Annotated in this window: 24 protein-coding genes and 1 pseudogene; 13 read left to right on the top strand and 12 right to left on the bottom strand. The window is 71.7% G+C overall.

Annotated elements, in window-relative coordinates:
* Positions 1 to 28: 28 nt before the first annotated feature.
* Positions 29 to 589: a PAS domain-containing protein gene (locus AC3IF3_RS09575; RefSeq protein ID WP_489228490.1), complete on the bottom strand. Its 561-nt coding sequence runs from the start codon at positions 587 to 589 to the stop codon at positions 29 to 31.
* Between the two features lie 196 nt (positions 590 to 785).
* Entirely contained in the window at positions 786 to 3,326 is a 2,541-nt protein-coding gene (locus tag AC3IF3_RS09570; protein WP_489228488.1) for a PAS domain S-box protein, read from the bottom strand.
* A 600-nt stretch (positions 3,327 to 3,926) separates the two neighbouring features.
* Here AC3IF3_RS09570 and AC3IF3_RS09565 point away from each other — a divergent pair.
* On the top strand, positions 3,927 to 4,415 hold the full coding sequence (locus tag AC3IF3_RS09565) for a response regulator (RefSeq protein WP_243970137.1): 489 nt from the start codon (positions 3,927 to 3,929) through the stop codon (positions 4,413 to 4,415).
* A 209-nt stretch (positions 4,416 to 4,624) separates the two neighbouring features.
* Here the strand turns inward: AC3IF3_RS09565 and AC3IF3_RS09560 are convergent, their stop codons facing one another.
* Both AC3IF3_RS09560 and AC3IF3_RS09555 read right to left on the bottom strand, forming a co-directional pair.
* Positions 4,625 to 4,981 carry a hypothetical protein gene (locus AC3IF3_RS09560; RefSeq protein WP_489228486.1) on the bottom strand — a complete coding sequence of 119 codons (357 nt, stop codon included), beginning with the start codon at positions 4,979 to 4,981 and terminating at the stop codon, positions 4,625 to 4,627.
* Between the two features lie 44 nt (positions 4,982 to 5,025).
* A complete protein-coding gene (locus tag AC3IF3_RS09555; RefSeq protein ID WP_489228484.1) occupies positions 5,026 to 6,129 on the bottom strand; it encodes an SMP-30/gluconolactonase/LRE family protein in 1,104 nt (367 codons plus the stop codon).
* A gap of 204 nt (positions 6,130 to 6,333) precedes the next feature.
* Between AC3IF3_RS09555 and AC3IF3_RS09550 the strand changes: the two genes are divergently transcribed.
* Entirely contained in the window at positions 6,334 to 6,558 is a 225-nt protein-coding gene (locus AC3IF3_RS09550; RefSeq protein WP_243970142.1) for a DUF6894 family protein, read from the top strand.
* Positions 6,559 to 6,862: 304 nt separating this feature from the next.
* Here the strand turns inward: AC3IF3_RS09550 and AC3IF3_RS09545 are convergent, their stop codons facing one another.
* A complete protein-coding gene (locus AC3IF3_RS09545; protein WP_489228482.1) occupies positions 6,863 to 7,348 on the bottom strand; it encodes a hypothetical protein in 486 nt (161 codons plus the stop codon).
* Positions 7,349 to 7,516: 168 nt separating this feature from the next.
* Entirely contained in the window at positions 7,517 to 9,088 is a 1,572-nt protein-coding gene (locus AC3IF3_RS09540) for an ABC transporter substrate-binding protein (protein WP_489228480.1), read from the bottom strand.
* A 248-nt stretch (positions 9,089 to 9,336) separates the two neighbouring features.
* On the opposite strand from AC3IF3_RS09540, the gene AC3IF3_RS09535 reads away from it, so the two are divergent.
* Genes AC3IF3_RS09535 through AC3IF3_RS09525 form a run of 3 tightly spaced genes read left to right on the top strand, consistent with a single transcriptional unit; the run spans position 9,337 to position 13,779 of the window.
* Positions 9,337 to 11,592, top strand: coding sequence for an ATP-binding protein (locus AC3IF3_RS09535; RefSeq protein WP_243970148.1), 2,256 nt, complete (start codon positions 9,337 to 9,339; stop codon positions 11,590 to 11,592).
* Between the two features lies 1 nt (position 11,593).
* On the top strand, positions 11,594 to 12,055 hold the full coding sequence (locus AC3IF3_RS09530) for a response regulator (RefSeq protein WP_243970150.1): 462 nt from the start codon (positions 11,594 to 11,596) through the stop codon (positions 12,053 to 12,055).
* Complete coding sequence (locus tag AC3IF3_RS09525; RefSeq protein WP_489228478.1) at positions 12,052 to 13,779, top strand: hybrid sensor histidine kinase/response regulator; 1,728 nt, start codon at positions 12,052 to 12,054, stop codon at positions 13,777 to 13,779. The genes AC3IF3_RS09530 and AC3IF3_RS09525 overlap by 4 nt, the downstream gene beginning before the upstream one ends.
* A gap of 149 nt (positions 13,780 to 13,928) precedes the next feature.
* Here the strand turns inward: AC3IF3_RS09525 and AC3IF3_RS09520 are convergent, their stop codons facing one another.
* Positions 13,929 to 14,183 (bottom strand): hypothetical protein, encoded by a 255-nt coding sequence (locus tag AC3IF3_RS09520; protein WP_489215436.1) that lies wholly within the window; start codon positions 14,181 to 14,183, stop codon positions 13,929 to 13,931.
* Positions 14,184 to 14,203: 20 nt separating this feature from the next.
* Between AC3IF3_RS09520 and AC3IF3_RS09515 the strand changes: the two are divergent.
* The 3 genes and pseudogenes from AC3IF3_RS09515 to AC3IF3_RS09505 all read left to right on the top strand — a co-directional run.
* Positions 14,204 to 14,881 (top strand): annotated as a pseudogene (locus AC3IF3_RS09515) (PAS domain-containing protein); the annotation flags it as partial.
* A gap of 57 nt (positions 14,882 to 14,938) precedes the next feature.
* Positions 14,939 to 16,906, top strand: coding sequence for a hybrid sensor histidine kinase/response regulator (locus tag AC3IF3_RS09510; RefSeq protein WP_489231269.1), 1,968 nt, complete (start codon positions 14,939 to 14,941; stop codon positions 16,904 to 16,906).
* Between the two features lie 115 nt (positions 16,907 to 17,021).
* Positions 17,022 to 17,228, top strand: a complete 207-nt coding sequence (locus tag AC3IF3_RS09505; RefSeq protein WP_489228476.1) for a hypothetical protein — start codon at positions 17,022 to 17,024, stop codon at positions 17,226 to 17,228.
* Between the two features lie 127 nt (positions 17,229 to 17,355).
* Here the strand turns inward: AC3IF3_RS09505 and AC3IF3_RS09500 are convergent, their stop codons facing one another.
* Positions 17,356 to 17,520: a YqaE/Pmp3 family membrane protein gene (locus AC3IF3_RS09500; protein ID WP_238249468.1), complete on the bottom strand. Its 165-nt coding sequence runs from the start codon at positions 17,518 to 17,520 to the stop codon at positions 17,356 to 17,358.
* A gap of 48 nt (positions 17,521 to 17,568) precedes the next feature.
* On the opposite strand from AC3IF3_RS09500, the gene AC3IF3_RS09495 reads away from it, so the two are divergent.
* The 3 genes from AC3IF3_RS09495 (at position 17,569) to AC3IF3_RS09485 (ending at position 18,696) form a co-directional block, all read left to right on the top strand.
* Positions 17,569 to 17,895 (top strand): hypothetical protein, encoded by a 327-nt coding sequence (locus AC3IF3_RS09495; protein ID WP_489228474.1) that lies wholly within the window; start codon positions 17,569 to 17,571, stop codon positions 17,893 to 17,895.
* Positions 17,896 to 18,056: 161 nt separating this feature from the next.
* Entirely contained in the window at positions 18,057 to 18,239 is a 183-nt protein-coding gene (locus tag AC3IF3_RS09490) for a hypothetical protein (RefSeq protein ID WP_489215430.1), read from the top strand.
* Between the two features lie 295 nt (positions 18,240 to 18,534).
* A complete protein-coding gene (locus tag AC3IF3_RS09485) occupies positions 18,535 to 18,696 on the top strand; it encodes a YqaE/Pmp3 family membrane protein (RefSeq protein ID WP_244021839.1) in 162 nt (53 codons plus the stop codon).
* Positions 18,697 to 18,780: 84 nt separating this feature from the next.
* Here AC3IF3_RS09485 and AC3IF3_RS09480 read toward each other — a convergent pair whose 3' ends face one another.
* Positions 18,781 to 19,410 (bottom strand): lytic transglycosylase domain-containing protein, encoded by a 630-nt coding sequence (locus tag AC3IF3_RS09480; protein WP_409564854.1) that lies wholly within the window; start codon positions 19,408 to 19,410, stop codon positions 18,781 to 18,783.
* A 713-nt stretch (positions 19,411 to 20,123) separates the two neighbouring features.
* On the opposite strand from AC3IF3_RS09480, the gene AC3IF3_RS09475 reads away from it, so the two are divergent.
* Positions 20,124 to 21,134 carry a hypothetical protein gene (locus AC3IF3_RS09475; protein WP_489228472.1) on the top strand — a complete coding sequence of 337 codons (1,011 nt, stop codon included), beginning with the start codon at positions 20,124 to 20,126 and terminating at the stop codon, positions 21,132 to 21,134.
* 49 nt (positions 21,135 to 21,183) lie between these two features.
* Positions 21,184 to 21,720 carry a hypothetical protein gene (locus tag AC3IF3_RS09470; protein WP_489228470.1) on the top strand — a complete coding sequence of 179 codons (537 nt, stop codon included), beginning with the start codon at positions 21,184 to 21,186 and terminating at the stop codon, positions 21,718 to 21,720.
* 269 nt (positions 21,721 to 21,989) lie between these two features.
* Here AC3IF3_RS09470 and AC3IF3_RS09465 read toward each other — a convergent pair whose 3' ends face one another.
* The 3 genes from AC3IF3_RS09465 to AC3IF3_RS09455 all read right to left on the bottom strand — a co-directional run bounded on the left by AC3IF3_RS09465 (position 21,990) and on the right by AC3IF3_RS09455 (position 23,238).
* Positions 21,990 to 22,358: a hypothetical protein gene (locus AC3IF3_RS09465; protein ID WP_489228469.1), complete on the bottom strand. Its 369-nt coding sequence runs from the start codon at positions 22,356 to 22,358 to the stop codon at positions 21,990 to 21,992.
* A gap of 83 nt (positions 22,359 to 22,441) precedes the next feature.
* Complete coding sequence (locus AC3IF3_RS09460; RefSeq protein WP_489228467.1) at positions 22,442 to 22,759, bottom strand: hypothetical protein; 318 nt, start codon at positions 22,757 to 22,759, stop codon at positions 22,442 to 22,444.
* A 113-nt stretch (positions 22,760 to 22,872) separates the two neighbouring features.
* Positions 22,873 to 23,238, bottom strand: a complete 366-nt coding sequence (locus AC3IF3_RS09455) for a response regulator (protein ID WP_243971022.1) — start codon at positions 23,236 to 23,238, stop codon at positions 22,873 to 22,875.
* Positions 23,239 to 23,401 lie beyond the last annotated feature (163 nt).

Below are 23,401 nucleotides of genomic sequence, written 5' to 3'. Positions count from 1 at the left end.
GACCTCCGGGTCTCCGGCCCCGGTCTCGTCACGGACATCCGGGCGCCTCGAGATCCGCGAGGGTGAGCTTGGCCTGCGCGACGGTGGCGACCGTGTTGGCGATCGTCGTCAGGGACCCCTCGATCACGATGCCGCTCTCGGCCAGCGTCGGGTTCAGCCGGGACACGGTCCGGCTCAGCGCGGTCTCGTAGGCGGACAGCAGCTCGGGCTGCGAGCGGCTGACGTCGAATTGGGAGGCGAGAAGAAAGCGGACCTCGCCCGACAGCGCCTTCAGCTTGGACAGGGACAGCAGATTGACGAACGGCCGGCCGTCCTTGCGGACATTGACGATCGGCGTGCGCACCGAGCCCAGCCTTTCGTCCTGCAGGAAGGCCTGGATCCTGGCCCGGGCCTCGCGGTTCTCGGTGTCGCGCTGCAGGAGGCGGCAGTTGCGCCCGACGACGTCCACGTCCGCGTAGCCTGTCAGCTGGCGGAAGGGTTCGTTCACCAGCAGCAGCGGCGTGTCGCCGCCGGCCGCGGCCAGGGCCAGGGCGATGTGCGCGTCCTCGATATAGCGCCTGAGTTCGGTCGGGATGTCCTGCGTGTGCACGGCAGATCCTCCGTCGCCTCCGATCGGTTCGGCACGTCGCATCCGGGCCGGACGTCCCCCCGGTCCGTGATTCCGAGGATGGCGGCGCCATCCGGTTCGCGCCCCGGGCGGCGGGGCGCCGCCGCCGTCATGAGCGCCACGGTTCCCCGTGGCAATGACCGGGGCCGCGCCGGCCCGCAGGGCCCCGTCCCCGGCCTCAGCCCTCGCCCGCGATGATCCCCCGGATCCGCGTGGCGAGCGCCTCCAGGGCGAAGGGCTTGGTCATCACCTGCATGCCGGGGCCGAGATGGCCGTGGTTGAGGGCGGCGTTCTCGGCGTAGCCGGTGATGAACAGCACCTTGAGGTCCGGCCGGGTCTCGCGCGCGGCGTCGGCCATCTGGCGGCCGTTCATGCCGCCGGGCAGGCCGACATCGGTGATCAGCATGTCGATGCGCACGTCGGACTGGAGCACCTTCAGGCCCGAGGCGCCGTCCGCCGCCTCGATCGCCGCGTAGCCGAGATCCTCCAGCACCTCGGTGACCAGCATCCGCACGGTCGGCTCGTCGTCCACCACGAGGACTGTCTCGCCCTGCTCGGCCCGCGGCGCGTGGGCGAGGTCGGGCAGGATGGTCTCGCCCTCCGTCTCGCCGAGATGGCGCGGCAGGTACAGGCAGACCATCGTCCCCTGGCCGAACTCCGAGTAGATCCGCACCTGCCCGCCCGACTGCTTGGCGAAGCCGTAGATCATCGACAGACCGAGCCCGGTGCCCTCGCCGATCGGCTTGGTGGTGAAGAACGGGTCGAACGCCTTGGCGACCACGTCCGCGGTCATGCCGGTGCCGTTGTCCGAGACGCAGAGCGTCACGTACTGCCCGGGCTCCAGCTCGCGCTCCTGCCCGGCCCGGTGGTCGAGCCAGCGGTTGGCGGTCTCGATGACGATCCGCCCGCCCTCCGGCAGGGCGTCCCGGGCGTTGAGGCAGAGGTTGAGCAGGGCGTTCTCGAGCTGGCTCGGATCGACCAGCGTCGGCCACAGGCCGCCCGCGCCCACCGCCTCGATCGTCACCGCGGGGCCGACCGTGCGGCGCACGAGCTCCATCATGCCCTCGACGAGGCGGTTCACGTCGGTCGGCTTCGGGTCGAGGGTCTGGCGGCGCGAGAAGGCCAGCAGCCGGTGGGTCAGGGCGGCGGCGCGCCGGGCCGCCCCCTGCGCCGCGCCGATGTAGCGGTCGAGGTCGCCGACCCGGCCCTGGAGCATCCGGGTCTGCATCAGCTCCAGCGAGCCGACGACCCCGGCCAGCATGTTGTTGAAGTCGTGGGCGAGCCCGCCGGTCAATTGCCCGACGGCCTCCATCTTCTGCGATTGCCGGAGCGCCTCCTCGGCCCGCATCAGCTCGGCGGTCCGCGCGGCGACGCGCTGCTCCAGGGTCTCGTTGAGGCTGCGCAGGGCCGCGGTGACGCGGTCCCGCTCCGCCTCGACGGCCCGGCGCTCGTCCACGTCGAGGAGGACGCCCGGGAAGCTGAGCGGCGTCCCGTCCGGGCCGTGGTCGACGCGGCCGTTGGCCTCCAGCCAGTAATAGCGCCCGTCGGCGCGGCGGACCCGGTACTGGTGCGCGTAGGCCCCGCCCCGGGCGATGGCGGCCTCGATCGCCGCGGCGAGGCCGGCCCTGTCGTCCGGGTGGACGGTCTCCACCACCTGGGCCAGACTCAGGCCCTCGCGCCCGAGGACCGGGTCGAGGCCGAAACTCGTCGCGAAGGCCTCGTCCACGGTGAAGCGGTCGTTCGGCAGGTCCCACAGCCACGTGCCGATGATCGCGCCCGCCGCCAGGGCGAGCTGGACGCGCTCGACATTGGTCCGGGCCAAGGCCTCGCTGGCGCGCAGGGCGTCCTCCGCCTGCCGGCGCGCCGTGATGTCCCGGAACAGCACCGAGACCTGGCGCCGGCTCGGCGGCTCGATGCGCACCGCCGAGACCTCGATGGTGCGGTCCACGAGCGCGAAGTAGCGCTCGAAGCGGATCGGGACGCCGGTGCGGAGCACACCGCCGTAGAGATCGAGCCAGGCCTCCGCGTCGTCGGCCGGGACGAGGCCGCGCAGCGTCCGCCCGACGATGCCGGCGATGCCGGTATGGCGCTCGTAGCCCGGATTGGCCTCGACGTGGACGTAGTCGCTCAACGGCCCGTGCGGGCCGTCGAGGAAGGTGATGACGCAGAAGCCGTCGTCGATGGCCTCGAACAGCGTCCGGTAGCGCTCCTCGCTGGCGCGCAGGGCCTGCCCGGCCTCGCGCAGATCCGTGCGGTCCTGGAGAATCTGCACGAAGCCGGCGGGGTCGCCCGCATCGTCCCGCAGGGGCATCGTCTCGCTGGCGACCCAGAGGCGCGCGCCGTCGGCACGCAGGCGCCAGCCCGTGTCCTCGGCACGGCCCCGATCCAGGGCCATGCGCATCCCGGTCTCCGGATGGCCCGCCGCCCGGTCCTCGGGGGTGAACAGGTCGGCGATCGGCCGACCCCGCATCGCCGCCGCGGTCCAGCCGAGGAGGCGCTCCGCCCCCGCGTTCCACGCGGTGACGTGCCCGTCGCGGTCGGCGGCGACGACCGCGAGCCGGGTGGTCCCGTCGAAGATCGCCCGATGCAGCCACGCCCGCGCCGCCGCACCCGGTGCGTCCCCCCGGGCGGCCATGCCGGCCCGGGCGCGGAGCGCGGCGGCCTCCTCCTCCAGCGCGCGGGCGCGCCGCAGGAGATCCTCGGTCCCGGCCTCGCCCATGCTCAGGTCCCGATCCGCGCGCGGGCGCGCGGATCGGCCCACGCGCGCCGGGCGCGGCCGAGCTCGTCGGGGGTGGCGAAGGGGGCGGTCACGGTCGGGAATCGGCCTCCGGGAGGGATGGGGATGCGTCGGCGCCTTCTGCCGGAAACCGGCCCGGGGCGCCACAGCGGGCCGCACCTTTCCGGGGCCGCCGATCTGGTCCGGAGCCGGTGTGGTTTGGAGCGCAGCCTCGGGAACGGGTGCGCGCCTCGGGCGGGACCCGGCCGGCTTGGCGTGCATGGCGGGGTGCGGCCCGCAACAGACCCTCGGCGGGTCCGCTTTCGGGCGCTGGGTGGGGCCGCGGCGAATGACCGGAACGGGCGGTTTTCCGCCGGTCCGGACCTTGGCGCGGCATTGGCACATCGGATATTGGCCGCCGCCACGCGGCGATCCGGAGGGGGGCACGAGGGGTTCCGGGTGCAGCCCGATTAGGCGCTTTGCCCGCGGTGCGGTAGCAAGGTCGGCGGTTTCAATGTCTCTGGAGCGGCTACCTCGCCATGCCGGAGCGCTCTGCAGCGCCTCGCCCTGACGAACGTAAGGCTGAGATCAGGAGCAAACCCAGTGATCGCTGACCGCAGGCCTCTCGCTGTCCTCATCGCGGAGGCTGACCAGCTCGTCCGTATGGTGACGGTTGATATGCTGGAGGATGTCGGCTTTCAAACCATCGAGGTCCGCACGGCCGCCGAGGCGCTGGCGGTGCTCGAAGGACCGACCCCGGTGCGCGTGCTGATTACGGGACGGGGCATCGTAGGCGACGGCGTTGCCCTCGCCCATCTCGTTCACCACCGTTGGCCCGGTGTTCGCATCATCGTCACCTCGGGCGCCGGGGCGGATCTTCAGCGCGAACTGCCGCCGGGCACACGCCTGCTCAGCAAGCCGTACGTGTTCGCAGACCTCATCCAGGAGGTGGAAGCCGGCCTCGCCGAGGGGCAAGAGGACCTCGCGGCCGCTCCCGTATTGCCGAGCGGCGTCCCACCTCATACGGGACTGGAGCTGGGCAACGGCATCGGCGCCCTTGCCGCTCCCACGACCGAGCCGGACAAGACGTAACCTCGGCCTCTCCGACGGCCGAGCAGGATTTCCTGCCTCGGCGGGGTTGGTCACGGTCGATCGGAGCCATCCCTATGGGGGGCTGCCCTGTTCGCCCGCTTTCGAGAATGGGGCGCGTCTGCATCGAGGGCCGTTACGGGTCGGAAACAGAGGGCCTGCGTCCCACCCCGGGCGGACATCGCCAAGGCCAAGCCGTTCGACCTCACACCTCAGCGCGGCCCGGCGAGGCGGCAGGCGGCGGCGCCCGCCCGGGGCCAGCCGTAATAGATCGCCTCGGCCTGCCCGGCGGCGCCGCCGGCGATCGCCGGCACGGCGGCCGTCTGCGTGGCGAGGACCGTCCCGCCCGCCCCCGTGAAGGTGCAGAGGACACTCGCGTTCGTCACCGGGTCCGATCCCGCGTTCCGCACCTCGACCAGGGCCCGCTGTGGCTCGTGGGAATCCGGGGGCGTGTGGAGGCGGGTCTCCTGAGCGACGAGGCCGTCACCGGCCCGCACCGGCGCTGCAGGCCCGACGAGGGCGGCGACCAGGAGGGTCCGCGCCAGCCAGGAGACGTAGAATGCCGCCATGATCGTACCCTTCCATCCTTCCGTCGCGGCCCCCGCGGCCGCGCTCAGTTGCGCAGCGGCTTGGCGTCGATCTGCATCCGGTAGATCGTCGTCGGGAACTTCACCGCTGAGGCCTCGCCGCCGTTCATCGCCGGGGTCCGGTTCATCTGCGCCGCCGGGATCCACAGGCCGCCCTGCTCGTCGATCCAGAGCGCGTCGACCCAGACCAGCCGCGGGTCCTGCACGAGCGTGCTCATCGACCCGTCCGGGGCGATCTTCAGGATGCGCAGGCCGTCGGTGTCGCTCGCGTAGATAGTGCCGGCCGCGTCGATCGCGGTGCCCCCCGTCGCCACGGTGGCGGCGTGGAGCCGCACGTGCTTGGCGCGCTCGGCGTCGCTCAGGGTGGCGTCGTCGAGGTCGCGGGTCGGGATGCTGTAGAGCGGGCCCGTGCAGGCCTGATAGTAGAAGGTCTGGCCGTCCGGCGAGACCTCGAGCTGGTCGGCGTGGATGAAGAGCAGCTTGCCCTTGTCGTCCCGGAGCACCCGGCCCTGGCCGGTGAGCGGACGCTGCGCGATCGTCGACCAATGCCCGTCGAGCACCCGCCGCAGGGATCCGGTATCGAGGTCGAGGACGATCAGCCCGGGCTGCCCGGCATCGGTCAGGTAGACGTGGCGGCCGTTGAAGCGGAAATCGTCGATGAAGCTCTTGTCGGTGGTCGCCGCCTGCAGGGGGTAGACCTTGCGCACGGCGTTCGTGGCGAGGTCGATCTGCACGAGCTTGGGGCCGCCCGGGAGCGGCGCCTCGCCCATGCCGGAGGCGCCCTTGTCGACCACCCAGAGGTCGCCGTCCGGCCCGATCCGGATGGCATTGACCGCCACGAACGCCTTGGCCGGGTCGTCCCCGGCCTTCCAGGCGTTCCAGCCCGCGTCGGGATAGGCCACGGCCTTGCCGTCCCGCCACTCGCCGAGCTCGATCCCCGTGTCCTTGGTCTGGCGCTGGAACGGCGAGAACACCCGGCCGTCCCGGGACCGGGTGACGCCGTTGAAGACGAGGCTGTCCGACTGGATCATCGGCTGGAGGGCATCGACGGCGGCCGGCGCCTCCGCGGCACGGCCGGGCGTCGCCAGGCCGGCCACCAGCAGGAGGGCAAGGAGTGAGGGGCGGGTCATGCGGCGTCCCGGGATGCACGGCGAAACTGTCCGCCGGAAAGCGCGGGCGGGGGGTTCCTGTTCCTCGACGGGCCGCAGGCGATCCCGGATCGCGGTTCGATCCGGGCCAGCTGCGACGCTTCGACCGGGCTGGATCCCGGCCAAATCAGAACATATAGTGAACTCAAGGTGAGGGCCGCGCGGGGCGGTCGGGAGGCGCGAGGGATGGCACGCTACCGGTTCCACTGCACCAACGGCCTCGAATGCGTGTTCGACGCCCGGGGCACCGAGATCCGCGCCGCCGCGCGCCTGACCGCCCGGGCGCGCCGGGTCGCGGCCGACGTGCGGCACACGCTGGCGAACCGGACCGACTGGTCCGAGTGGCGCGTCAGCGTCCACGATCTGACCGGACGGCGGGTCCTCGTGCAGCCCTTCGAGGCGGCCGCCTGAACCGCCCCGCAGCCAGACTCGGATCGGCCTGGGCGCGCTGTTCACGCCGAGCGGATCCACAAACCGGGCAACACGGGCGCAGGACGGTGCGTGGGTCTCCCCTCTCCCGCACGGGAGCGGGGCCTGTCGCGCCTTCCCGAACCGAGGGTGTGGGTACCGTGGCCCGCAGGGGGCGGGAGGGGCGTGGCGGCTCCGGACTGCCAGACCCATGGACCGGGCGATGATCCCAAACCCGAACTGGGAATCGCGGAGCCCGGCGGGTCGCAGGGACGTCGCGATCAGCCGGGCCCCGCGCGTCCCGCCGTCACCGGCCGGCCACACCGCCCCGCGCGGACCGGACCGGCACCGGCGCACGTCCCCGCCCGCGCCGGAGCGAATCGGGCAGGAAATCGGGATCGGTCAGCGCGGCCGCCACCACCGCGAGCAGGCCGAGATGCAGGGCGCCCGCGGCGATCGCGGGGCTGTGGAGCGCGCCCAGCACGAGCGCCCCCGCGGCCATGGAGGGCGGACCGGCGACGTAGACCGCGGTCCGCCAGGGGCCGGCGGGCCGGGCGAGGCGCCAGAAGCAGGCCGCCAGGGCCGCCAGGGCGAACCCGCCCTTGAGCGCCGCCATGAACCGGATCACCCGCACCAGATCGGGATCGACGGGCGTCACCGGGCTCCGGGACACCGTCCAGGCCCCGAGCAGCGCCAGGGCCGTCAGCAGGACGAGGGCGGCGCGCGCCGGGAGCGGGCGTCCGTCCGCGCGCCCGGCGGCGGCCGGTTCATCGAGCGGGATCTCAGCGCGCATGGGCTCCTCCCGGACAGGGTATGGGTCGAGCCTCGGGCATCAGCGGGGCGATGACCGGACCGTGCCGGCGAGTGTGGGGCAGGACCCGCGAGCCGTCAAAGACCCGGCTGGACGACATGTCGGCGCAGCACGGACACGGCCGCGTCCCGCCGGATTCCGGAACGCCGCTCACGCCTTCCGGAGGTTCCAGAGGATCGGAAAGCCCACGACGCGGCCGGCGAGATTGCGCCGGTGCGCGGTCATCGACCGGTAGGAGCCGACCGGCACGTAGACCACCTCGTCGAGGGCGACCCGCTGCATGTCGGCGCAGAGTGCCCGGCGCGCCGCCTCGTCGGGGGCGGCGAACCAGGCGGTGCGCAGCGCCTCCAGCTTCGGGATCGAGGGCCAGCCGAACCAGGCATTGGCGCCGTTGGCCCGGAGCGGCTGGAGCGCGGCCGGGTCGGCATTGTCGAAGGACGAGAACGTGGTCAGCAGCACCGACCAGCCGCCCCTGTCGACGGGCTCGCGCGAGACCCGGCGCTGGATCACGGTGCCCCAGTCGCTGAGCGCGGTCTCCACGGTGAAGCCGATCCGGGGCAGGAGATCGGCCGCCACCTGGGTGATCGCCGAGGGCGCCAGGATGTCGGTCGGGCCGATCAGCCGGACCTTCGCACCGTTATAGCCCGCGGATTTCAGCAGGGCCCGGGCCTTGTCCAGGCTGCGCGGACCGGTCAGCGCCTCCAGACCGGCCTCCGTCGCCATCGGCGTGCCCGGGGTGAAGATCCCGCACCGGTCGTTGTAGTTGGCCGGATCGTTGCCCGCGACCGCCGCCATGAAGTCGCCCTGGACGATGGCCGGCAGCAAGGCCCGGCGCACCGCGACGTCGTCGAAGGGCGGGTGCAGGTGGTTCATCCGCAGGATCGCGGGATTGGTGAGGCGGTCGAGCCCCTCCACGACGATGTCCCGGTTGCGAGCCAGCAGCTGCTGAAGTTCGGGCGGCGGCTGCTCGTACCAGTCGATCTCGCCGTTCTGCAGCGCGGCCGCCGCGGTGGCGCCGTCGGCGATGATCCGCCACTCGATCCGGTCGAAATGAGCGACCTTGCCGCCGGCGGTCAGGCTCGGCGCCCCGGGGGCGGGCACGTAGCCGGCGTGCCGCTCGTAGACCATCAGGCTGCCCGAGTTGAACTCGTCGGCCTTCCAGCGGAACGGGCCGGAGCCGGTGGCGTCCGTGATCTGCTTGAACGGGTCGGTGCGCGCGATCCGCTCGGGCATGATGAAGGGGGGCTGGCTCACGCTCGCCAGCGCGTTCGGGAGCAGCGGGAACGGCGTCTTGAGCCGGAACACGAGGCGCGTATCGCCGTCGGGGCTCAGGTCGTCGGTCGCCGCCATCAGCACCTGGCCGAAGCCGTTCCGCGCGGCCCAGCGCCGGATGCTGGCGACGCAGTCCCGCGCCAGGACCGGGGTGCCGTCGTGGAAGCGCAGGCCCTCGCGCAGGGTGATCGTCACCCGGCGTCCGTCCTCCTCGACCCGGTGCCCGGCCGCCATCTGCGGGCGGGGCTGCAGGTCGGCGTCGAGGCCGAACAGCGTGTCGTAGACGACGTAGGCATGGTTGCGCGTCACGATCGCCGTCGTCCAGATCGGGTCGATGGACGTCACGTTCGCCTGCGGCACCATGCGCAGGACCCGGGCGTCCTGGGCCCGGCCGACGACCGGGGCCGCCAGGGTCGCCGCGCCGGCCGCGAGGAATGTGCGTCGCTTCATCGTGGTCCTTTCGCGGGATGCATGAGCGTAGCAACCCCCGGACCAGAGCGGGCGCGTGCCGCGTCCGGGCGCGCCGGGGAATGATCGGTCCGACGCGACCGTCTGTCGCTTCCTTGAAACCCGGCCCTTCGGCCTCGGTATCGTGCACGGAGCGGCCGGACCGCGCATGGTCAGGCCCGCGGCTCGATGTTAATGTTCGTTAGATGGTACGGTCCCCCCGAGCGTCCGTCGCAATGGGGTATATCGGTTTGGAGCCATCGAAGAACGCGGCGCCCCGGGTCGACCTGACCGCCTGCGACCGCGAGCCGATCCACATCGTCGGGAGCGTGCAGCCGCACGGCTTCCTGCTCGCCCTCGACGCGGGGAGCCTCGCGATCGTACAGGCCAGCGCGAATGCCCCGGTCGAGGCCGCCGTCGGCACGTCCCTCCACGCGGCTTTTCCGCACCTCGCCATCATCGTCCGGCGCCATCTCGACGAGGGCGGCCCGCAGGCCGGCGCATCCTACCTCCGCACCGTGACGCTGACCTCCGACGCCGCGCGCCTGACCTACGAGGTCGCGGCCTACCGGGTCGACGACCTCGTGGTGCTGGAACTGGAGGAGATCGACGCCGCCGCGATGGGGGTCGGCCTCGACGTGCTCACGCCGCGGCTGCGCGCCTTCGTCGAGCGGCTGCACACCGCCCGCAGCATCGAGGAACTCTGCCAACTCGTCGCGGAGGATATCCGCCACGTCACCGGCCTCGACCGGGCGCTGGTCTACCGGTTCGACCGGGACTGGCACGGCACGGTGCTGGCCGAGGACGGCAACGGCGTCCTGCCGTCCTACCTCGACCTGCGCTTCCCGGCCTCGGACATCCCCGCGCAGGCGCGCGAACTCTACCGCAGCAACCGCCTGCGCATCATCCCGGACGCGGGCTACGCGCCCGTGCCGATCCTGCCGGCGACGACGCCGGCCGGCAAGCCGCTCGACCTCAGCCAGTCCGTGCTGCGCTCCGTCTCGCCCGTCCACGTCGAGTACATGCGCAACATGGGCACGATGGCCTCGATGTCGGTGTCGATCCTGATCGACGGCGGCCTGTGGGGCCTGATCTCCTGCCACAACAGCAAGCCCAAGCGCGTGCCGCTCCACGCCCGCAATGCCTGCGACGTGCTCGCCCAGATCTTCGCCCTGCAGCTCTCGGCGCGGGAGCGCGGCGCCCAGGCCGAGCAGCGGCTGGCGCTGGGGCAGGTGCAGGCGCGCCTGCTCGGGTTCATGGCCGAGGAGGACAGTTTCGTCGACGGCCTCCTCAAGCATCCCGACGACGTCCTGGCCCTGGTGAACGCCTCCGGCGCGGCCATCGTCACCGCGGACCGGTGCCGGCTCCTCGGCGCGACGCCGGACGAGCGGGCGGTGCGCGCCCTGTACGAATGGCTGTCGGCCCGCGGCGACACCGACGCCGTTTTCGTGTCCGAGGCCCTGTCGGAGGTCATCCCCGGGGCGGCGGCCTTCGCCGACCGGGCGAGCGGGCTCCTGGCGATCTCGGTCTCGAAGAAATACGCGAGCTACATCCTGTGGTTCAGGCCGGAGGTGGTCCGGACGGTCAAGTGGGGCGGCAACCCGACCAAACCGGCCGTGCCCGATCCCGAGGGCGGGCCGGACCGCCTGCATCCGCGCAAGTCGTTCGAGATCTGGAAGGAGACGGTGCAGGGCCGCTCGCTGCCCTGGTCCATCCCCGAGGTCGAGGCCGCCAAGGACCTGCGCGCCTCGGTGCTCGGCATCGTGCTGCGCCGGGCCGAGGAACTCGCGGCCATGAGCGAGGAGCTTCAGCGCTCGAACAAGGAGCTCGAAGCGTTCTCGTACTCGGTGAGCCACGACCTGCGCGCGCCGTTCCGGCACATCGTCGGGTACTCGAACTTGCTCAAGACCCGCGAGGGGGCCAACCTCTCCGAGAAGGGCCGGCACTACGTCGACACCATCATCGAGGCCGCCTTCTCGGCCGGGACCCTAGTCGACAACCTGCTCGCGTTCTCGCAGATGGGCCGGAACGCCCTGAACAAGGTCTCGGGCGACATGAACGCCCTGGTCGAAGAGGTCCGGCGCAAGATCCTGCGCGACGTCCCCCCCGACCGGAGCATCGTGTGGGACATCGCGCCGCTCGGGCGTGCCTACGCCGACCCGGTGATGCTGCGGCTCGTCATCGAGAACCTGTTCTCGAACGCGGCCAAGTACACCCGGGGCAAGCCCGAGGCCGTCATCACGATGGGGCGCCTGCCGCCGAAGGACGGCGAGGCGGTGTTCTTCGTGCGCGACAATGGCGCCGGCTTCGACATGGCCTATGTCGACAAGCTGTTCGGCGTGTTCCAACGCCTGCACCGGGTCGAGGAGTTCGAGGGCACCGGCATCGGACTGGCCAACGTCCGGCGCATCGTCGAGCGTCACGGCGGCCGGACCTGGGCCGAGGGCGAACTGGGCCAGGGCGCGACCTTCTATTTCACCCTGCCGCTCCGGGAGGAATCGCACTGACATGGCGGGACTGAAGCCGATCCTCCTCGTGGAGGACAACCCGAACGACATCGAGTTGACGCTCGCGGCCCTGGAATCCAGCCAGCTCGCCAACGAGATCGTCATCTGCCGCGATGGGGCGGAGGCGCTCGATTTCGTCTACCGGCGCGGGCCGCACGAGCGGCGCCAGGCCCAGGATCCGGCGGTGGTGCTGCTCGACCTCAAGCTGCCCAAGGTCGACGGCCTGGAGGTGCTCGCCAAGATCAAGGGCGATCCGACGACCCGCGGGATCCCGGTGGTGATGCTGACGTCGTCGCGGGAGGAGACCGACGTGGTGCGCTCCTACGACCTCGGGGTGAACGCCTTCGTGGTGAAGCCGGTCGGGTTCGAGGAGTTCTTCGCCGCCATCAAGGAACTGGGAGTCTTCTGGGCGCTGTTGAACGAGCCCCCGCCGCACCGGGGAGGCTGGCCATCGAACGTGTGATCGGAAGCGCCGCCGGCCCGCTGCGCATCCTCCACCTGGAGGACAGCGACCTCGACGCGGAACTCATCGAGGCGGAACTGGAGAAGCTCGGCCACGCGGTGGTGATCGAGCGGGTGATGACGCGCGACGCCTTCGCGGCCGCGGCCCTGCCCGGCCGCCACGACGTCATCCTGGCGGATTACGTGCTGCCGACCTTCGACGGGGTCAGCGCGCTCGGCATCGCCCGGGAGCAATGCCCGGACATCCCGTTCATCTTCTGCTCGGGCACCCTCGGGGAGGAGGTGGCCGTCGAGGCGCTGAAGAACGGCGCCACGGACTACGTGACCAAGCAGCGGCTCGACCGCATGCCCCGCACCATCGTGCGGGCCCTGGCGGAGCGGCGGGCCCGCGCCGACAAGCGGGCGGCGGAAGCCGCGCTCCAGGCGCTGAACGAGACCCTCGAGGCGCGCATCGCCGAGCGGACCCGGGAACTCGCGGAAGCCAATGCCGAGCTCCAGCGCCAGATCGGCGAGCGGGAGCGGGCCGAGGAGGCCCTGCGGCTCAATCAGCGCCTGGAGGCGGTCGGCCAGCTCACCAGCGGCGTGGCGCACGACTTCAACAATCTCTTGACCGTGATCGCCGGCAACATCGAGTTCCTGGAACGCGCGGTCTCCGACGACCGCGCGAAGCGCCGGCTCGCGATGATGAAGGGCGCCGCGGAGCGGGGGGCCAACCTGACGGCGCAGCTCCTGGCGTTCTCGCGCCGCCAGCGCCTGGAGCCGACCCCGGTGGAGCTGAACCAGACGGTCCTCTCGATGCGGGACCTGCTGCAGAGTTCCATCGGCGGGGCGGTTCGCATCGAGACGACGCTGCAGGAGGGGCTCTGGCCGGCTCTGGTGGACGCCACCCAGATCGAACTTGTGATCCTCAACCTCGCGATCAACGCCCGGGACGCGATGGCGGTGGGCGGAACCCTCGCCATCGAGACCGCCAACGTCACCGTCACGGGGCCGCCGAGCCGGCCCGAGCAGCCGCAGCCCGGCGAGTACGTCATGGTCTCGGTGAGCGACACCGGCACCGGCATGGCGCCGGCGGTGCTGGCGCGGGTGTTCGAACCGTTCTTCACCACCAAGGAGGTCGGCAAGGGGTCGGGCCTCGGCCTCGCCCAGGTGTTCGGCTTCGTGAAGCAGTCCGGCGGCGGCATCCGCATCGATACGGTCCTCGGCGAGGGCACCTCGATCAAGGTGTACCTGCCCCGCGTCGCAACCGGCGAGGCCGACAGGCCGACCGCGATGGCGCCCATCGACTGCGCCCTCGCGCACCCGCCCGGGAGCATGCCGGTCATCCTCGTGATCGACGACGACGGCAATGTCCGGGAGGTCACCGCGACGCGGCTGGGGGAGGCCGGGTACGCCGTGCGCGAGGCGTCCTCGGGCCTTCAGGGGCTGGCCGCCCTGGAGGCGGATCCGTGCGTCGACCTCGTCGTGCTCGACTTCGCCATGCCGGGGATGAACGGCGCCGAGGCCGCGGTCGAGATCCGCAAGCGCTGGCCGTCGCTCCCGATCCTGTTCGTCACCGGCTTCGCCGACACCGCCATCCTGATGAAGGCGGGGACCGTCGGGTCGGACGGGATCGTGCAGAAGCCGTTCCGCAACGGCGAGCTCGAACGCAAGGTCGCCGCCGCCCTCGCGGCGCAATTCGCCCCCGGCCTGCGGCTGGTCTCGGACCGCGGTCGCGGCGCCTGAGCCGCCGTCCGACCGCGGGGCCGGGCGGCCGCCTCGAAGCCCGTCCGGTCAGCCCGTCACCGGCCGATCGGCATCGCGGGCGCAGACCATAAAAAAGGCCCCGGTCGTCGACCGGGGCCCCTCCGCGCCGGGATTCGGCGTCGGCGCGATCAGTACGAGCGCGTGTTGGTCGTCGTGGGCGCGGTCCCGGCGGAGGTGGGCACGGTCCCGTCCGTAGTCGTCGCGCGGTTGGCGCGGTGATGGCCGATCGCGCAGCCGGCCGCGGCGCCCGCCACCCCGTGCCCAACCATGTGCCCGGCCAGGCCGCCGACGACGGCGCCCTTCAGGCAGCCCTTGGCTTCGGCCTGGCCGACGCCCGCCAGGGCCGTCAGAGCGAGAAGTGAAACAGCGGTCAACATTCGCATGGGGTCGCTCCTGGGATTGGATGTTGCCCAGAAACGTGGCGCACCCGCATCCCGTTCCGGATCAGGATGCGGGAACGGGGCTCCGCGCGAAATCGGGTCGGCCGCCGGCGCGTCACCCGCCTGAGCCGCCCGCCGGAGGCCCCCGTTGGACCAAAGTCCGGTGCAGGCAGGACCCGTTCGGACGCTTCGTCGCAGGTTCGATCACCCAGACCCGCGGCCGCGCATGCTATCGCGGCGTCCCGCGGCCGGCACGCCACGCCCCAGAGGTCGCGAGCGAGCCGACGCCTCCATTGCCCGATCGTTTCGAACACGACCGCATCGACGCGGAAATCCACCGCTCCGACCGCAGCCACGATCCGTTTTCCGCCGCCGTGCGGGCGACACGGATGCCGATGCTGATCACGGACCCGCATCATCCCGACAACCCGATCGTCTTCGTCAACGCCGCCTTCAGCAGGCTGACCGGCTACGGCCGGGACGAGATTCTGGGGCGCAACTGCCGGTTCCTGCAGGGACCGGAGACCGATCGCGACGACGTCGACAGGATCCGCGCGGCGATCGCAGGGCGCGAGGCGATCGAGATCGATCTTCTCAACTACAAGAAGAGCGGCGAGCGGTTCTGGAATCGCCTGCTGGTCTCCCCGGTCTTCGACGCGGACGGGGCGCTCACCTACTTCTTCGCATCGCAGTTCGACGTCACGCTGGAGCGCGAGCGCCTGCGCGACCTCAACGCCGCGCTTCACAAGCGCGAGCAGATGCTCGACGCGCTGCTGCGCTCGTCCTCCGAGGTCCGCTACCGGATGAGCGCCGACTGGGGCAGCATGTTCCAGCTCGTCGGCGGCGACGTCCTCGCCGATACGACGCAGGACAACCCGCATTGGCTCGCGGACTACATCCCGCCCCAGGCGCGCGCGGCGGTCTCCGCCGAGATCCGGCGCGCGATCGAGACACAGTCTCCGTTCAGCCTGGAGCATCAGGTCCTTGCCGCCGACGGGACGACCGGCTGGATCATGTCGCGCGCCGTACCCGTGTTCGACGGGCAGCAGGCGATCACCGAATGGTACGGGGCCGCCACCGACATCACCCACCGCAAGCGGAGCGAACTCGCCGCGCGCGACCGCACCCTATCCCTGCAGACGCAGGTCGCCGACCGGACGGCGCAGATGCGCCTCTACGGCGACATCGTCCAGTCGAGCGCCGCCCCGATCTGCGCGTTCGATACGGGCTACCGGCTGATCGCGTTCAACCCGGCGCATAGCGACGCGTTCTTCCGGATCTTCGGTCACCGCGTGGCGCTCGGAGAGGTCTTTCCGGACCTGTTCCCGCCCGACCAGGCCCCGGTCATGCGCGCGCTCATGGACCGGGCCCTGGCCGGGGAATGCTACACCGTGACGGAGGCGTTCGGGGACCCGAACCTCGCCAAGCCGGTCTGGGAAGTCTCCTACGCGCCCCTGCGCGACGCCGAGGGCGCGGTGATCGGCGCGTTCCACTTCGCCAAGGACATCTCCGAGCGGCTGCGCGCCGCGGCCGAACTGGCCGAGACCCAGGACGCCCTGCGCCAGTCGCAGAAGATGGAGGCGGTCGGCCAGCTCACCGGCGGCCTCGCGCACGATTTCAACAACCTGCTCGCCGGCATCTCGGGATCGCTGGAACTGATGCAGGCCCGCATGCAGCAGGGGCGGTTCAAGGACGTCGAGCGCTACATGGCGGCCGCCCAGGGCGCGGCCAAGCGGGCGGCGGCCCTGACCCATCGCCTGCTGGCGTTCTCGCGCCGCCAGACCCTCGATCCGCGGCCGACCGACGTGAACCGGCTGGTGCTGGACATGCAGGACATGATCCAGCGCACCGTCGGTCCGTCGATCGCCCTCCAGGTCGTCGGCGCGGCGAGCGTCTGGCCGGCGCTGGTCGATCCGTCGCAGCTCGAGAACGCGCTGCTGAACCTGTGCATCAATGCCCGCGACGCCATGCCGGAGGGCGGACACATCACGGTCGAGACCTCCAACAAGTGGATGGACGGACCGGCCGCCCGGCAGCACGACGTGCCCGAGGGGCAGTACCTCGCCCTGTGCGTGACCGACACCGGGACCGGCATGTCGCAGGAGGTGATCGGCCGGGTGTTCGAGCCGTTCTTCACCACCAAGCCGCTGGGGCAGGGCACCGGCCTCGGCCTGTCGATGATCTACGGCTTCGCGCAGCAATCGGGCGGTCAGGTCCGCATCTATTCCGAAGTCAGTCACGGCACGACCGTGTGCCTCTACCTGCCGCGCTACCACGGCGCGGTGCCCGGTCCGCGCGCCGCCGCGACGCCGCCGAAGTTCCCGCGCTCCGAGCAGGGGGAGACGGTCCTGGTCGTCGATGACGAGCCGACCGTGCGCATGCTGCTCACCGATATCCTGGACGAGCTCGGCTACACGGCGATCGAGGCGGCCGACAGCGCGGCCGGGCTGAAGGTCCTGCGATCGGACGTGCGCATCGATCTGCTGGTGACCGATGTCGGCCTGCCCGGCGGGATGAACGGCCGCCAGATGGCCGATGCCGGGCGCGAGACCCGGCCGGACCTCAGGGTGCTGTTCATCACCGGCTACGCCGAGAACGCCGTCCTCGGGCCCGGCCAGCTCGGGCCCGGCATGGCCGTGCTGACCAAGCCGTTCGCCATGGAGACGATGGCCACCCGGATCCGCGAGATCATCGAAGCCGACAAGGAGCAGGCGCGCCGGCCGTAGGCGCCTGTGTCTTTCGGGGCGCAGGGGAGGGGTCATCCACGGCGTTCGGGGGCGGGCCGGGATCCGATCTCCGGCGCCGCCGTTTCATCCAGACGCGGACCATGGAGACCCGGCGATGCGCGCGGCCCCCAAGCAGGCACAGGGCCGATACGATGCCGGCCTCGACCGGTGGGTCCGGCCGCGGGGGGCTCGGAACCGCGCGGCCAACGACAACGCGGCACCGGACCGGGCCGAGGCCCTCACCGTCGCCATCGGCCAGGCCAGCGCGGCGATCGCCGGCATCTGCGGGATCGTGGCGATCGCGCTGATGATCACGCACTGAGGCGCGCGGCTCTGGGCTTCGACCCCGGGCATCGCTCGTTCGCTGCCGCGAAGCGGGCTCGCCTCCTGTCCAGCGACGGGCCCGCAGGGTGCCCTTCGTTCCGCCGGTCGTGATCCCCGGCGGTCCGTCAGGCCGCGCTCTCGCGCCGGGTGACCACCAGGGCCCAGATCGTGGCCGGGATCCAGCCGATCAGCGTGATGTGGAGAAGGATGCACAGGATCCCCTGGAGGACCTTCCCGCGCAGGAACATGGCGAGCCATGGCGCGAGGATGCAGATGATGATCATGACCATGGCGGTATCGGGTCTCCAGCGACGCTGACGAACCGTCACACCGCCGAGATGTTCCCGCCCCTCACGTCATCGCGGCCGCATCGCGCGATCCCTGCTCGCGCGTGTGGGTCCGCCCGCGACGGGCGCGCCAAATATCCTGTCGACAGCTTCGACGCGTTGGAACCGTCGCGCTTCGCCGCGGTAGACTTCCCGTCCTGGTTCGGTGCGGAGGCCATCATGATGGCGCTCGGGGTGTTCTGTGTCATGGCCGGCGCCGGCATGGCTGCCGGTTCCCTGTGGTCGCCGCGCTACCGCGCGATCCTCGAAGTGATCGGCGGAAGCCTGTTCCTGGCCGGCCTCGGTTTCGCGGGCGCGGACTTCGCACTGGCATCCTGACGCGACGACGACGCGCAACCGGAAGTCCGGCGCGGATACGGCTCGGCCGCGCCTGCCGGGGATTGCCCTTGTCGCACGCGGATATTTCGCGTCTCCGATCCGTTGTACTGAACCGCGCGATGGTTGGTCAGTCCTGCCGCTGGCGGACGAGGATCACCAAGATGACTATTCTGATGGCTATTGCCCTCGCTGTCGCGTCGGTCGGCGTCGCGACGACGGTCTCGGCTTACCGGTTCGCCCCGGTCTCATCCCGCATCGCGGGCTGGGACGTCGCCTTCGTGAGCGGCGTCAGCGCTGCGGCCCTGGGTGGTCTCGGTGCGCTCGTGCAGGTGTTCACCGCCTGAGCGGGGTCTCGGCATCTCCCGCCGCATGCCCTGATGCGGCGTTGCCGCCGCGGCAGCCAGGCGCATTTTGGCCCGGGCGGGGCTTCGCGGCGGGCATCAGCGGCTCGATGCGACCGTCGCCGGCTCAGGGTCGGTGTCTCTACTCGCGGACATGCGGCGGAGGCCATGCGATGCCGGGATGGAGCCGGACCGGCGCGGACACGCGCCGCGGCACGCCTCACAGGGCGGCTGGAGGCGGAGGGCTACCTGAATTGCGGCGGGTGCCTATGTCGGTGGTCAAGGAGCTGTCCGACCCATGATCATGATCATCATCTGCTTCCTCGCGCCCTGGCTCGCCATGTTCCTGCGCGGGAAGGTGATCCAAGGCATTCTTTGCATCATCCTCCACCTGACGATCATCGGCTGGATCCCCGCGACCATCTGGGCCCTGGTCGTCACGCGCCGGGAAGCCGCCTGACGGGCGCGCGCTGCGGGGACCCGACGTCTCCCGCCCATCCGCCCGGAGCGGGCCGGCGGCGGAGGTCGGGCCCTCCGGCCGCGATCACCAGCCGTCCCGGATCGACGGCTCGGCGAGGGCGAACGTGTCATCCCCCTGCCGCCAGGAGTCCGCGGATCGTCCCGTGATCGTCGCCACGTAGGCGCGCGTCTCCTTCGGCAGTGGCGCCCGTCCGGCGAGCCAGTTCCTCACGCGCTGGGGGCCGGCATTGTAGGCGGCCGCCGCCAGGCCGAGGCTGCCGAACGCCGCGCGCTGTTCACGCAGGAACGCCGCCGCCTTGGGTATCGCTTCGAAGGGGTCGAAGGGGTCGGTCAGGCCCCGCTCGGCCGCGGTCGCGGGCATGAATTGCGCGACGCCCTGAGCCCCCGCGCGGCTGACCGCGCGGTGGTCGAGCCCGCTCTCCTGCTCGAGGAGCCGGAGGAAGAAATCGACCGGCAGGCCGCTGGCATCGGCCGCCTGCCCGATGAACGCCCTCAGGCGCTGTTTATCGCCATAGAAGGCGTTCAGCCACGTATCCTGTAGCGCGTCATCGACCTGCGGGATCGCGGCCGCTGCGGTGTCGGCCCGCATGCGGATCCGAATGAAATCGGCGGTCACGCCGTCGAGCGACATGATCACGACGAAACAGGGCGGCCGCGGTGCCGGCAACACCAGGGCCGCGACCGGCGCGACCACGCCTGCCTCCGGTCGGGGAGGAGGGACCGTCAGCCCGGCTCCCAGCAGTGCCGCCACTGAAAAAACGACGGTTCGGGCGGCGGTTCGGGGACGCGGCCCGACGAGCCCGTTGGGGTCGCCGCCCGGGATTTGCGCCCGGAACCGAGGCTGAGCGATCGATCTCGGAGCCTGCATCCTCGCCTTGGCGCGCGCGGTTCGGGCTGCCGTTGGCGTGCAGCCATCCTGAAGACCGGTGGATCTTCAGCTTTATCTACCACAGCAGATCCGGAGAACGGTAATCGGCGCTGGACCGAGGTTCCAATCCTGTTGATTGTGGTGACGCGGCAGCGAGGCCTTTACTGCCCGCGCCCTGCGGCATCCCCGGCGCGGCATCCCGGCGTCCGACCCAGGCAGCGGGCGAACGTGATCCCGCGGACATCGCGTGTATTCGCGCGGACAGTGCCGGGGGGCGAGGGTCCTCGATCGGTATGGCGACGGCGGGGATGCGCGATCGGAACATGCTCGGGCACCGCGAGGGCTTGTCGGTGCGAAGGATCTGAAACGTCCGAAGCACCAAGCCGCGTCGGCGCAGCCCGATCGGTATTCGCGCGTGGCCAAACCTTAATCACCGCCGCCTTGAACTGTTTGTCCCCCAACGCAGTTTCCAGGATATGGTACGTCGTTGCCCAGCTACGGTGGGGGACCTGCAGCCCGTCGGCGTGCCGAGACACCTCATGGTCGTCCGGCGCGACGATCACCTGTCGTCCTGGGCCACGATCTCGATCTCCTGCCTGTCGACCCTGGCGTTGCTCGCCTCGGGCGCGGCCTGGCTGGGGCCGCGCAACGGCTGGATCCCACCGATGTCGTCGCGCCGCACGGCCTCGGTCATGCCCGCCGAGTCGCCGCAGCCGGCAGTCTTTCCGTCGTGGGTCGAGGTCCCGCACCTGGCACGGGGCCCATCGGCCGGGGACGATCCGGAGGCTCCCCCGTCCGCGGAGGGGCCCCGCACCTTCCTGGATCCGAACCCCGCGGATGCGGCGGAGCCGCCCGCATCCCTGCCGCCCCGGGCCAATCCGCGCCAGCCGCTGATCGGCCGCACCCCCCTCGATGCGGCACGTCTGACGCAGGAACAGCCGCCCGCCTGGACGGAACGCACCGGATTCCGGGACATCGCCACGGCGGTCCCGCCCTCCGCGGTCGCGACCCTCGAACCGGACGCGCCGCAACCGCTGCAGGGTCGCGCCGAGACGGGGACGACGCGAACCCGGCCGGCGGATCCGACGCCCACGCCGATCCTGCCGCCCGGGCCGGCCCAGGCGCGGCCTCCGACCGAGGTCGTAGTTCGTCCCGCGCCGACGGTCACCGCCGCACCCCCGCCCGGACGCGTGGCGACGCTCGGCCCGGATCCGGCGCAGCCGGTGGTGGATCGAACGATCCCGATCACGCCGCCGCGCGAGGCCGGGGGCGTGGTCGCGCCGATCCTGAACCCCGGACCCGCCCGCCACGCGCGGTCGCTCAGACGGCCGCGTGCCGCGGCGGTGGCGGCCGCGCGGGCCCGGGTGCCGTACCGCGACGCCGAGCAGACGGCGAGCATCACGGGCGCGCCGCGCGCGCTCCGTGCGCGGATCGATGCCGGCGCGGTCGCCTACGCCACGATCCACCGCGGTCGCTCCGCCGCCTCGGCGACCGCGCCCGCGCCGTCCGCCGTGTGGACGCTGCCACCCGCCCTTGCGCCGTCGGATTAGATCCATGCCGCGGCCCCCCATTCACCCCCCGCGAAGAAGGAGAGCCGTGATGTTCCGTCGTTCGATCTGCTGCGCTACCCTCGTGTCCGCCCTGGTCGGGCCCGCCCTGGCCCAGGAGGCGGCTGCCCCGCCGGACAGCTCGGCCGCCACGTGGCAGATGCCCTGGCAGATCGCACCGATCGGGCCGGCCTCGACCGCGGCCGGCGAGCAGACCATCCTGTCGATGGTCCCCGGCACCGGTCTGGTAAAGGGCACCTCCGCGGCCCTGCAGACCATCGGCCAGCCGCTCGCTGAGGTTCCGGGCCGCAACCGCACGGTCGAGACCTGCCGCAGCACCGTGATGATCGAGGCCACCAAGGCCGGGGCGAAGCAGGTCGAGGCGGTCTCGGTGGGGGCGGACCGGACCGACAAGAAGGGCGACTACTTCGCGCCGGTGCTGTTCCGCATCACCTACGAGCGGCCGATGATGTACGAGGTGCGCGAGGCGGCGATGATCTGCGTCGTGAGCCGCAAGGGCGCGATCGTCGACGCCTATATGCCGGCCGATGAGGCCGTCCTCACGCAGTGGACGGCGCTCGGCCGCTAGAGCATCGCCCCGGCTCCGATACCCGGTCGAGGTCGCTGCGCGGGATCGCATGCCGACCCGATCCCGGGGATTCCAAAGGGATCATCCCTTTGGCGGGGTCCCGGGGCAGAGCCCCGAGGCATTCGCAGGGCATGCGCTCTGCGCCCGCGAAGGGTCTCGGACCGCACGAAACCACGGCTCGGCTTGCCGATCCTCGGTCCCGGTGTAGCGGCCCCCCGTCGCGCCGGCCGCCGCCCGACCCGTGGGCGGCTGCGTCCGGCCCCGTCGCCTCAGTGACCTGAGCCGCGCATCAGGCTCTTGAGGCGCTGGTCGGCCCTGTCGAGGCGGTCGGCGATGCCCCGCCGGATGCACCGGCCGATGGAATCGCCCGCATAGAACCCGATCGTCTGCTCCTGATGCCGGCAGGACAGGACCGGCGGCCAGGCCATCACTCCCGCCACCACGAGGAGCACCACCACGCTGTCGACGGCGAGCCAGCCCTTCCAGCCGAGCCGAAAGCCGCCCTGGCCTGGGCGGCGGCGGGACCCCCGCCGACGGGACGGATCGGGTCCGACCCGCGCCATGCGGGCGCGGAACTGGGCTTCCTGGAGCCTGTCGGGGGTGTCGCCGGCTGCGGGGAGGAGGGGGCGGCTGGACATGGCGCGCTCGCGGGGTCGTCAGGTGCGGATCGGACGGGATTCGGGCCTCGTCCCGGATGCCGGGCGCCGAGGGCCCGGGCGGCTCATTCGGTGATCCGCTTCAGGAGCGCGAAATTGTCCTGCACGGACGCGACGCTGCCGAACATCGCGTGCCGGGCGCAGGCGCCGGTCCCGAGGAGCCCGAGCCAGCCCGCCGCCGGGGGCCCGCTGCAATCGGCGTAGCTGCCGTAGAGGAACAGCGCCACCGGCAGCGCCAGCAGGCCGAACTTCACGCAGGCGAACAGACGCCCGAAGACGCCGCGGCGCGCGCGGGGCGGCGCGTCGTCCTCCGCGTCCCAGCCCGCATCCTCCGGATCCCATCCGTGGCGATCCGCGTCGATGTCCCGATCCCGGCGGTACATGGCAAGTCTGGCCTCGGTCTGATCCGGTCAGACACGGTGCCATGCCTTCGTGAAGCTTGGCCTAAGGCGAATGTTTAAGGTTGCCTGAACGCCGACCGCGCGTCCGCCAGGGGTCAGGCGGCCAGCGCCCGCCTCACCGTCGCCCGCAGGTCCGCCAGCGAGAAGGGCTTCGTCAGCACGTCGGTGACGATGGCATCGAGTCCGCGCGCCCGCTCGCGCTGGTCCGCGAAGCCGGTCATCAGCAGGATGGTCAGGTCCGGGAAGTCGCGCTTGGCCGCCAGCGCCAGGGCGATGCCGTCCATGAGCGGCATGCGGATGTCGGTGAGCATCAGATCGAAGCCGCCATGGGCCTCGTTGAGGCGGTCGAGCCCGTCGCTCCCGTCGTTGGCGGTGACGACCGCATGCCCGTCGATCTCGAGACCTCGCTTGAGGAAGCCCCGGACGGTCTCTTCGTCATCCACCAGGAGGATGCGCGCCATGTGGTCCCGTAAACGTCCCCGCCCCGCGAGCCTCCCGCCGTGACGACGTCAGACCCTCCGACGCACGACAGACGCAGACCGATCCGCACCATGTCAAGATGGGGCGCGGTCAAAACCGCCGGATCGTCGCGGCCCGCGGCGAAAATGCCGCGCCGGACGGATG

It is taken from the genome of Methylobacterium sp. J-118 (assembly GCF_057836565.1).
The sequence above is the reverse complement of the archived record's forward strand: the minus strand, read 5'-3'. Positions and strand labels throughout refer to the sequence as shown.

Coding starts and splice junctions, on each gene's coding strand:
- AC3IF3_RS09465 (WP_489228469.1), bottom strand. CDS start 22,358: ATGTCCAGCCGCCCCCTCCTCCCCGCAGCCGGCGACACCCCCGACAGG.
- AC3IF3_RS09475 (WP_489228472.1), top strand. CDS start 20,124: ATGGTCGTCCGGCGCGACGATCACCTGTCGTCCTGGGCCACGATCTCG.
- AC3IF3_RS09495 (WP_489228474.1), top strand. CDS start 17,569: ATGTTCCCGCCCCTCACGTCATCGCGGCCGCATCGCGCGATCCCTGCT.
- AC3IF3_RS09520 (WP_489215436.1), bottom strand. CDS start 14,183: ATGCGAATGTTGACCGCTGTTTCACTTCTCGCTCTGACGGCCCTGGCG.
- AC3IF3_RS09505 (WP_489228476.1), top strand. CDS start 17,022: ATGCGCGCGGCCCCCAAGCAGGCACAGGGCCGATACGATGCCGGCCTC.
- AC3IF3_RS09555 (WP_489228484.1), bottom strand. CDS start 6,129: ATGACCCGCCCCTCACTCCTTGCCCTCCTGCTGGTGGCCGGCCTGGCG.
- AC3IF3_RS09550 (WP_243970142.1), top strand. CDS start 6,334: ATGGCACGCTACCGGTTCCACTGCACCAACGGCCTCGAATGCGTGTTC.
- AC3IF3_RS09540 (WP_489228480.1), bottom strand. CDS start 9,088: ATGAAGCGACGCACATTCCTCGCGGCCGGCGCGGCGACCCTGGCGGCC.
- AC3IF3_RS09470 (WP_489228470.1), top strand. CDS start 21,184: ATGTTCCGTCGTTCGATCTGCTGCGCTACCCTCGTGTCCGCCCTGGTC.
- AC3IF3_RS09485 (WP_244021839.1), top strand. CDS start 18,535: ATGATCATGATCATCATCTGCTTCCTCGCGCCCTGGCTCGCCATGTTC.
- AC3IF3_RS09455 (WP_243971022.1), bottom strand. CDS start 23,238: ATGGCGCGCATCCTCCTGGTGGATGACGAAGAGACCGTCCGGGGCTTC.
- AC3IF3_RS09490 (WP_489215430.1), top strand. CDS start 18,057: ATGACTATTCTGATGGCTATTGCCCTCGCTGTCGCGTCGGTCGGCGTC.
- AC3IF3_RS09570 (WP_489228488.1), bottom strand. CDS start 3,326: ATGGGCGAGGCCGGGACCGAGGATCTCCTGCGGCGCGCCCGCGCGCTG.
- AC3IF3_RS09460 (WP_489228467.1), bottom strand. CDS start 22,759: ATGTACCGCCGGGATCGGGACATCGACGCGGATCGCCACGGATGGGAT.
- AC3IF3_RS09530 (WP_243970150.1), top strand. CDS start 11,594: ATGGCGGGACTGAAGCCGATCCTCCTCGTGGAGGACAACCCGAACGAC.
- AC3IF3_RS09510 (WP_489231269.1), top strand. CDS start 14,939: ATGCTCGACGCGCTGCTGCGCTCGTCCTCCGAGGTCCGCTACCGGATG.
- AC3IF3_RS09560 (WP_489228486.1), bottom strand. CDS start 4,981: ATGGCGGCATTCTACGTCTCCTGGCTGGCGCGGACCCTCCTGGTCGCC.
- AC3IF3_RS09545 (WP_489228482.1), bottom strand. CDS start 7,348: ATGCGCGCTGAGATCCCGCTCGATGAACCGGCCGCCGCCGGGCGCGCG.
- AC3IF3_RS09500 (WP_238249468.1), bottom strand. CDS start 17,520: ATGGTCATGATCATCATCTGCATCCTCGCGCCATGGCTCGCCATGTTC.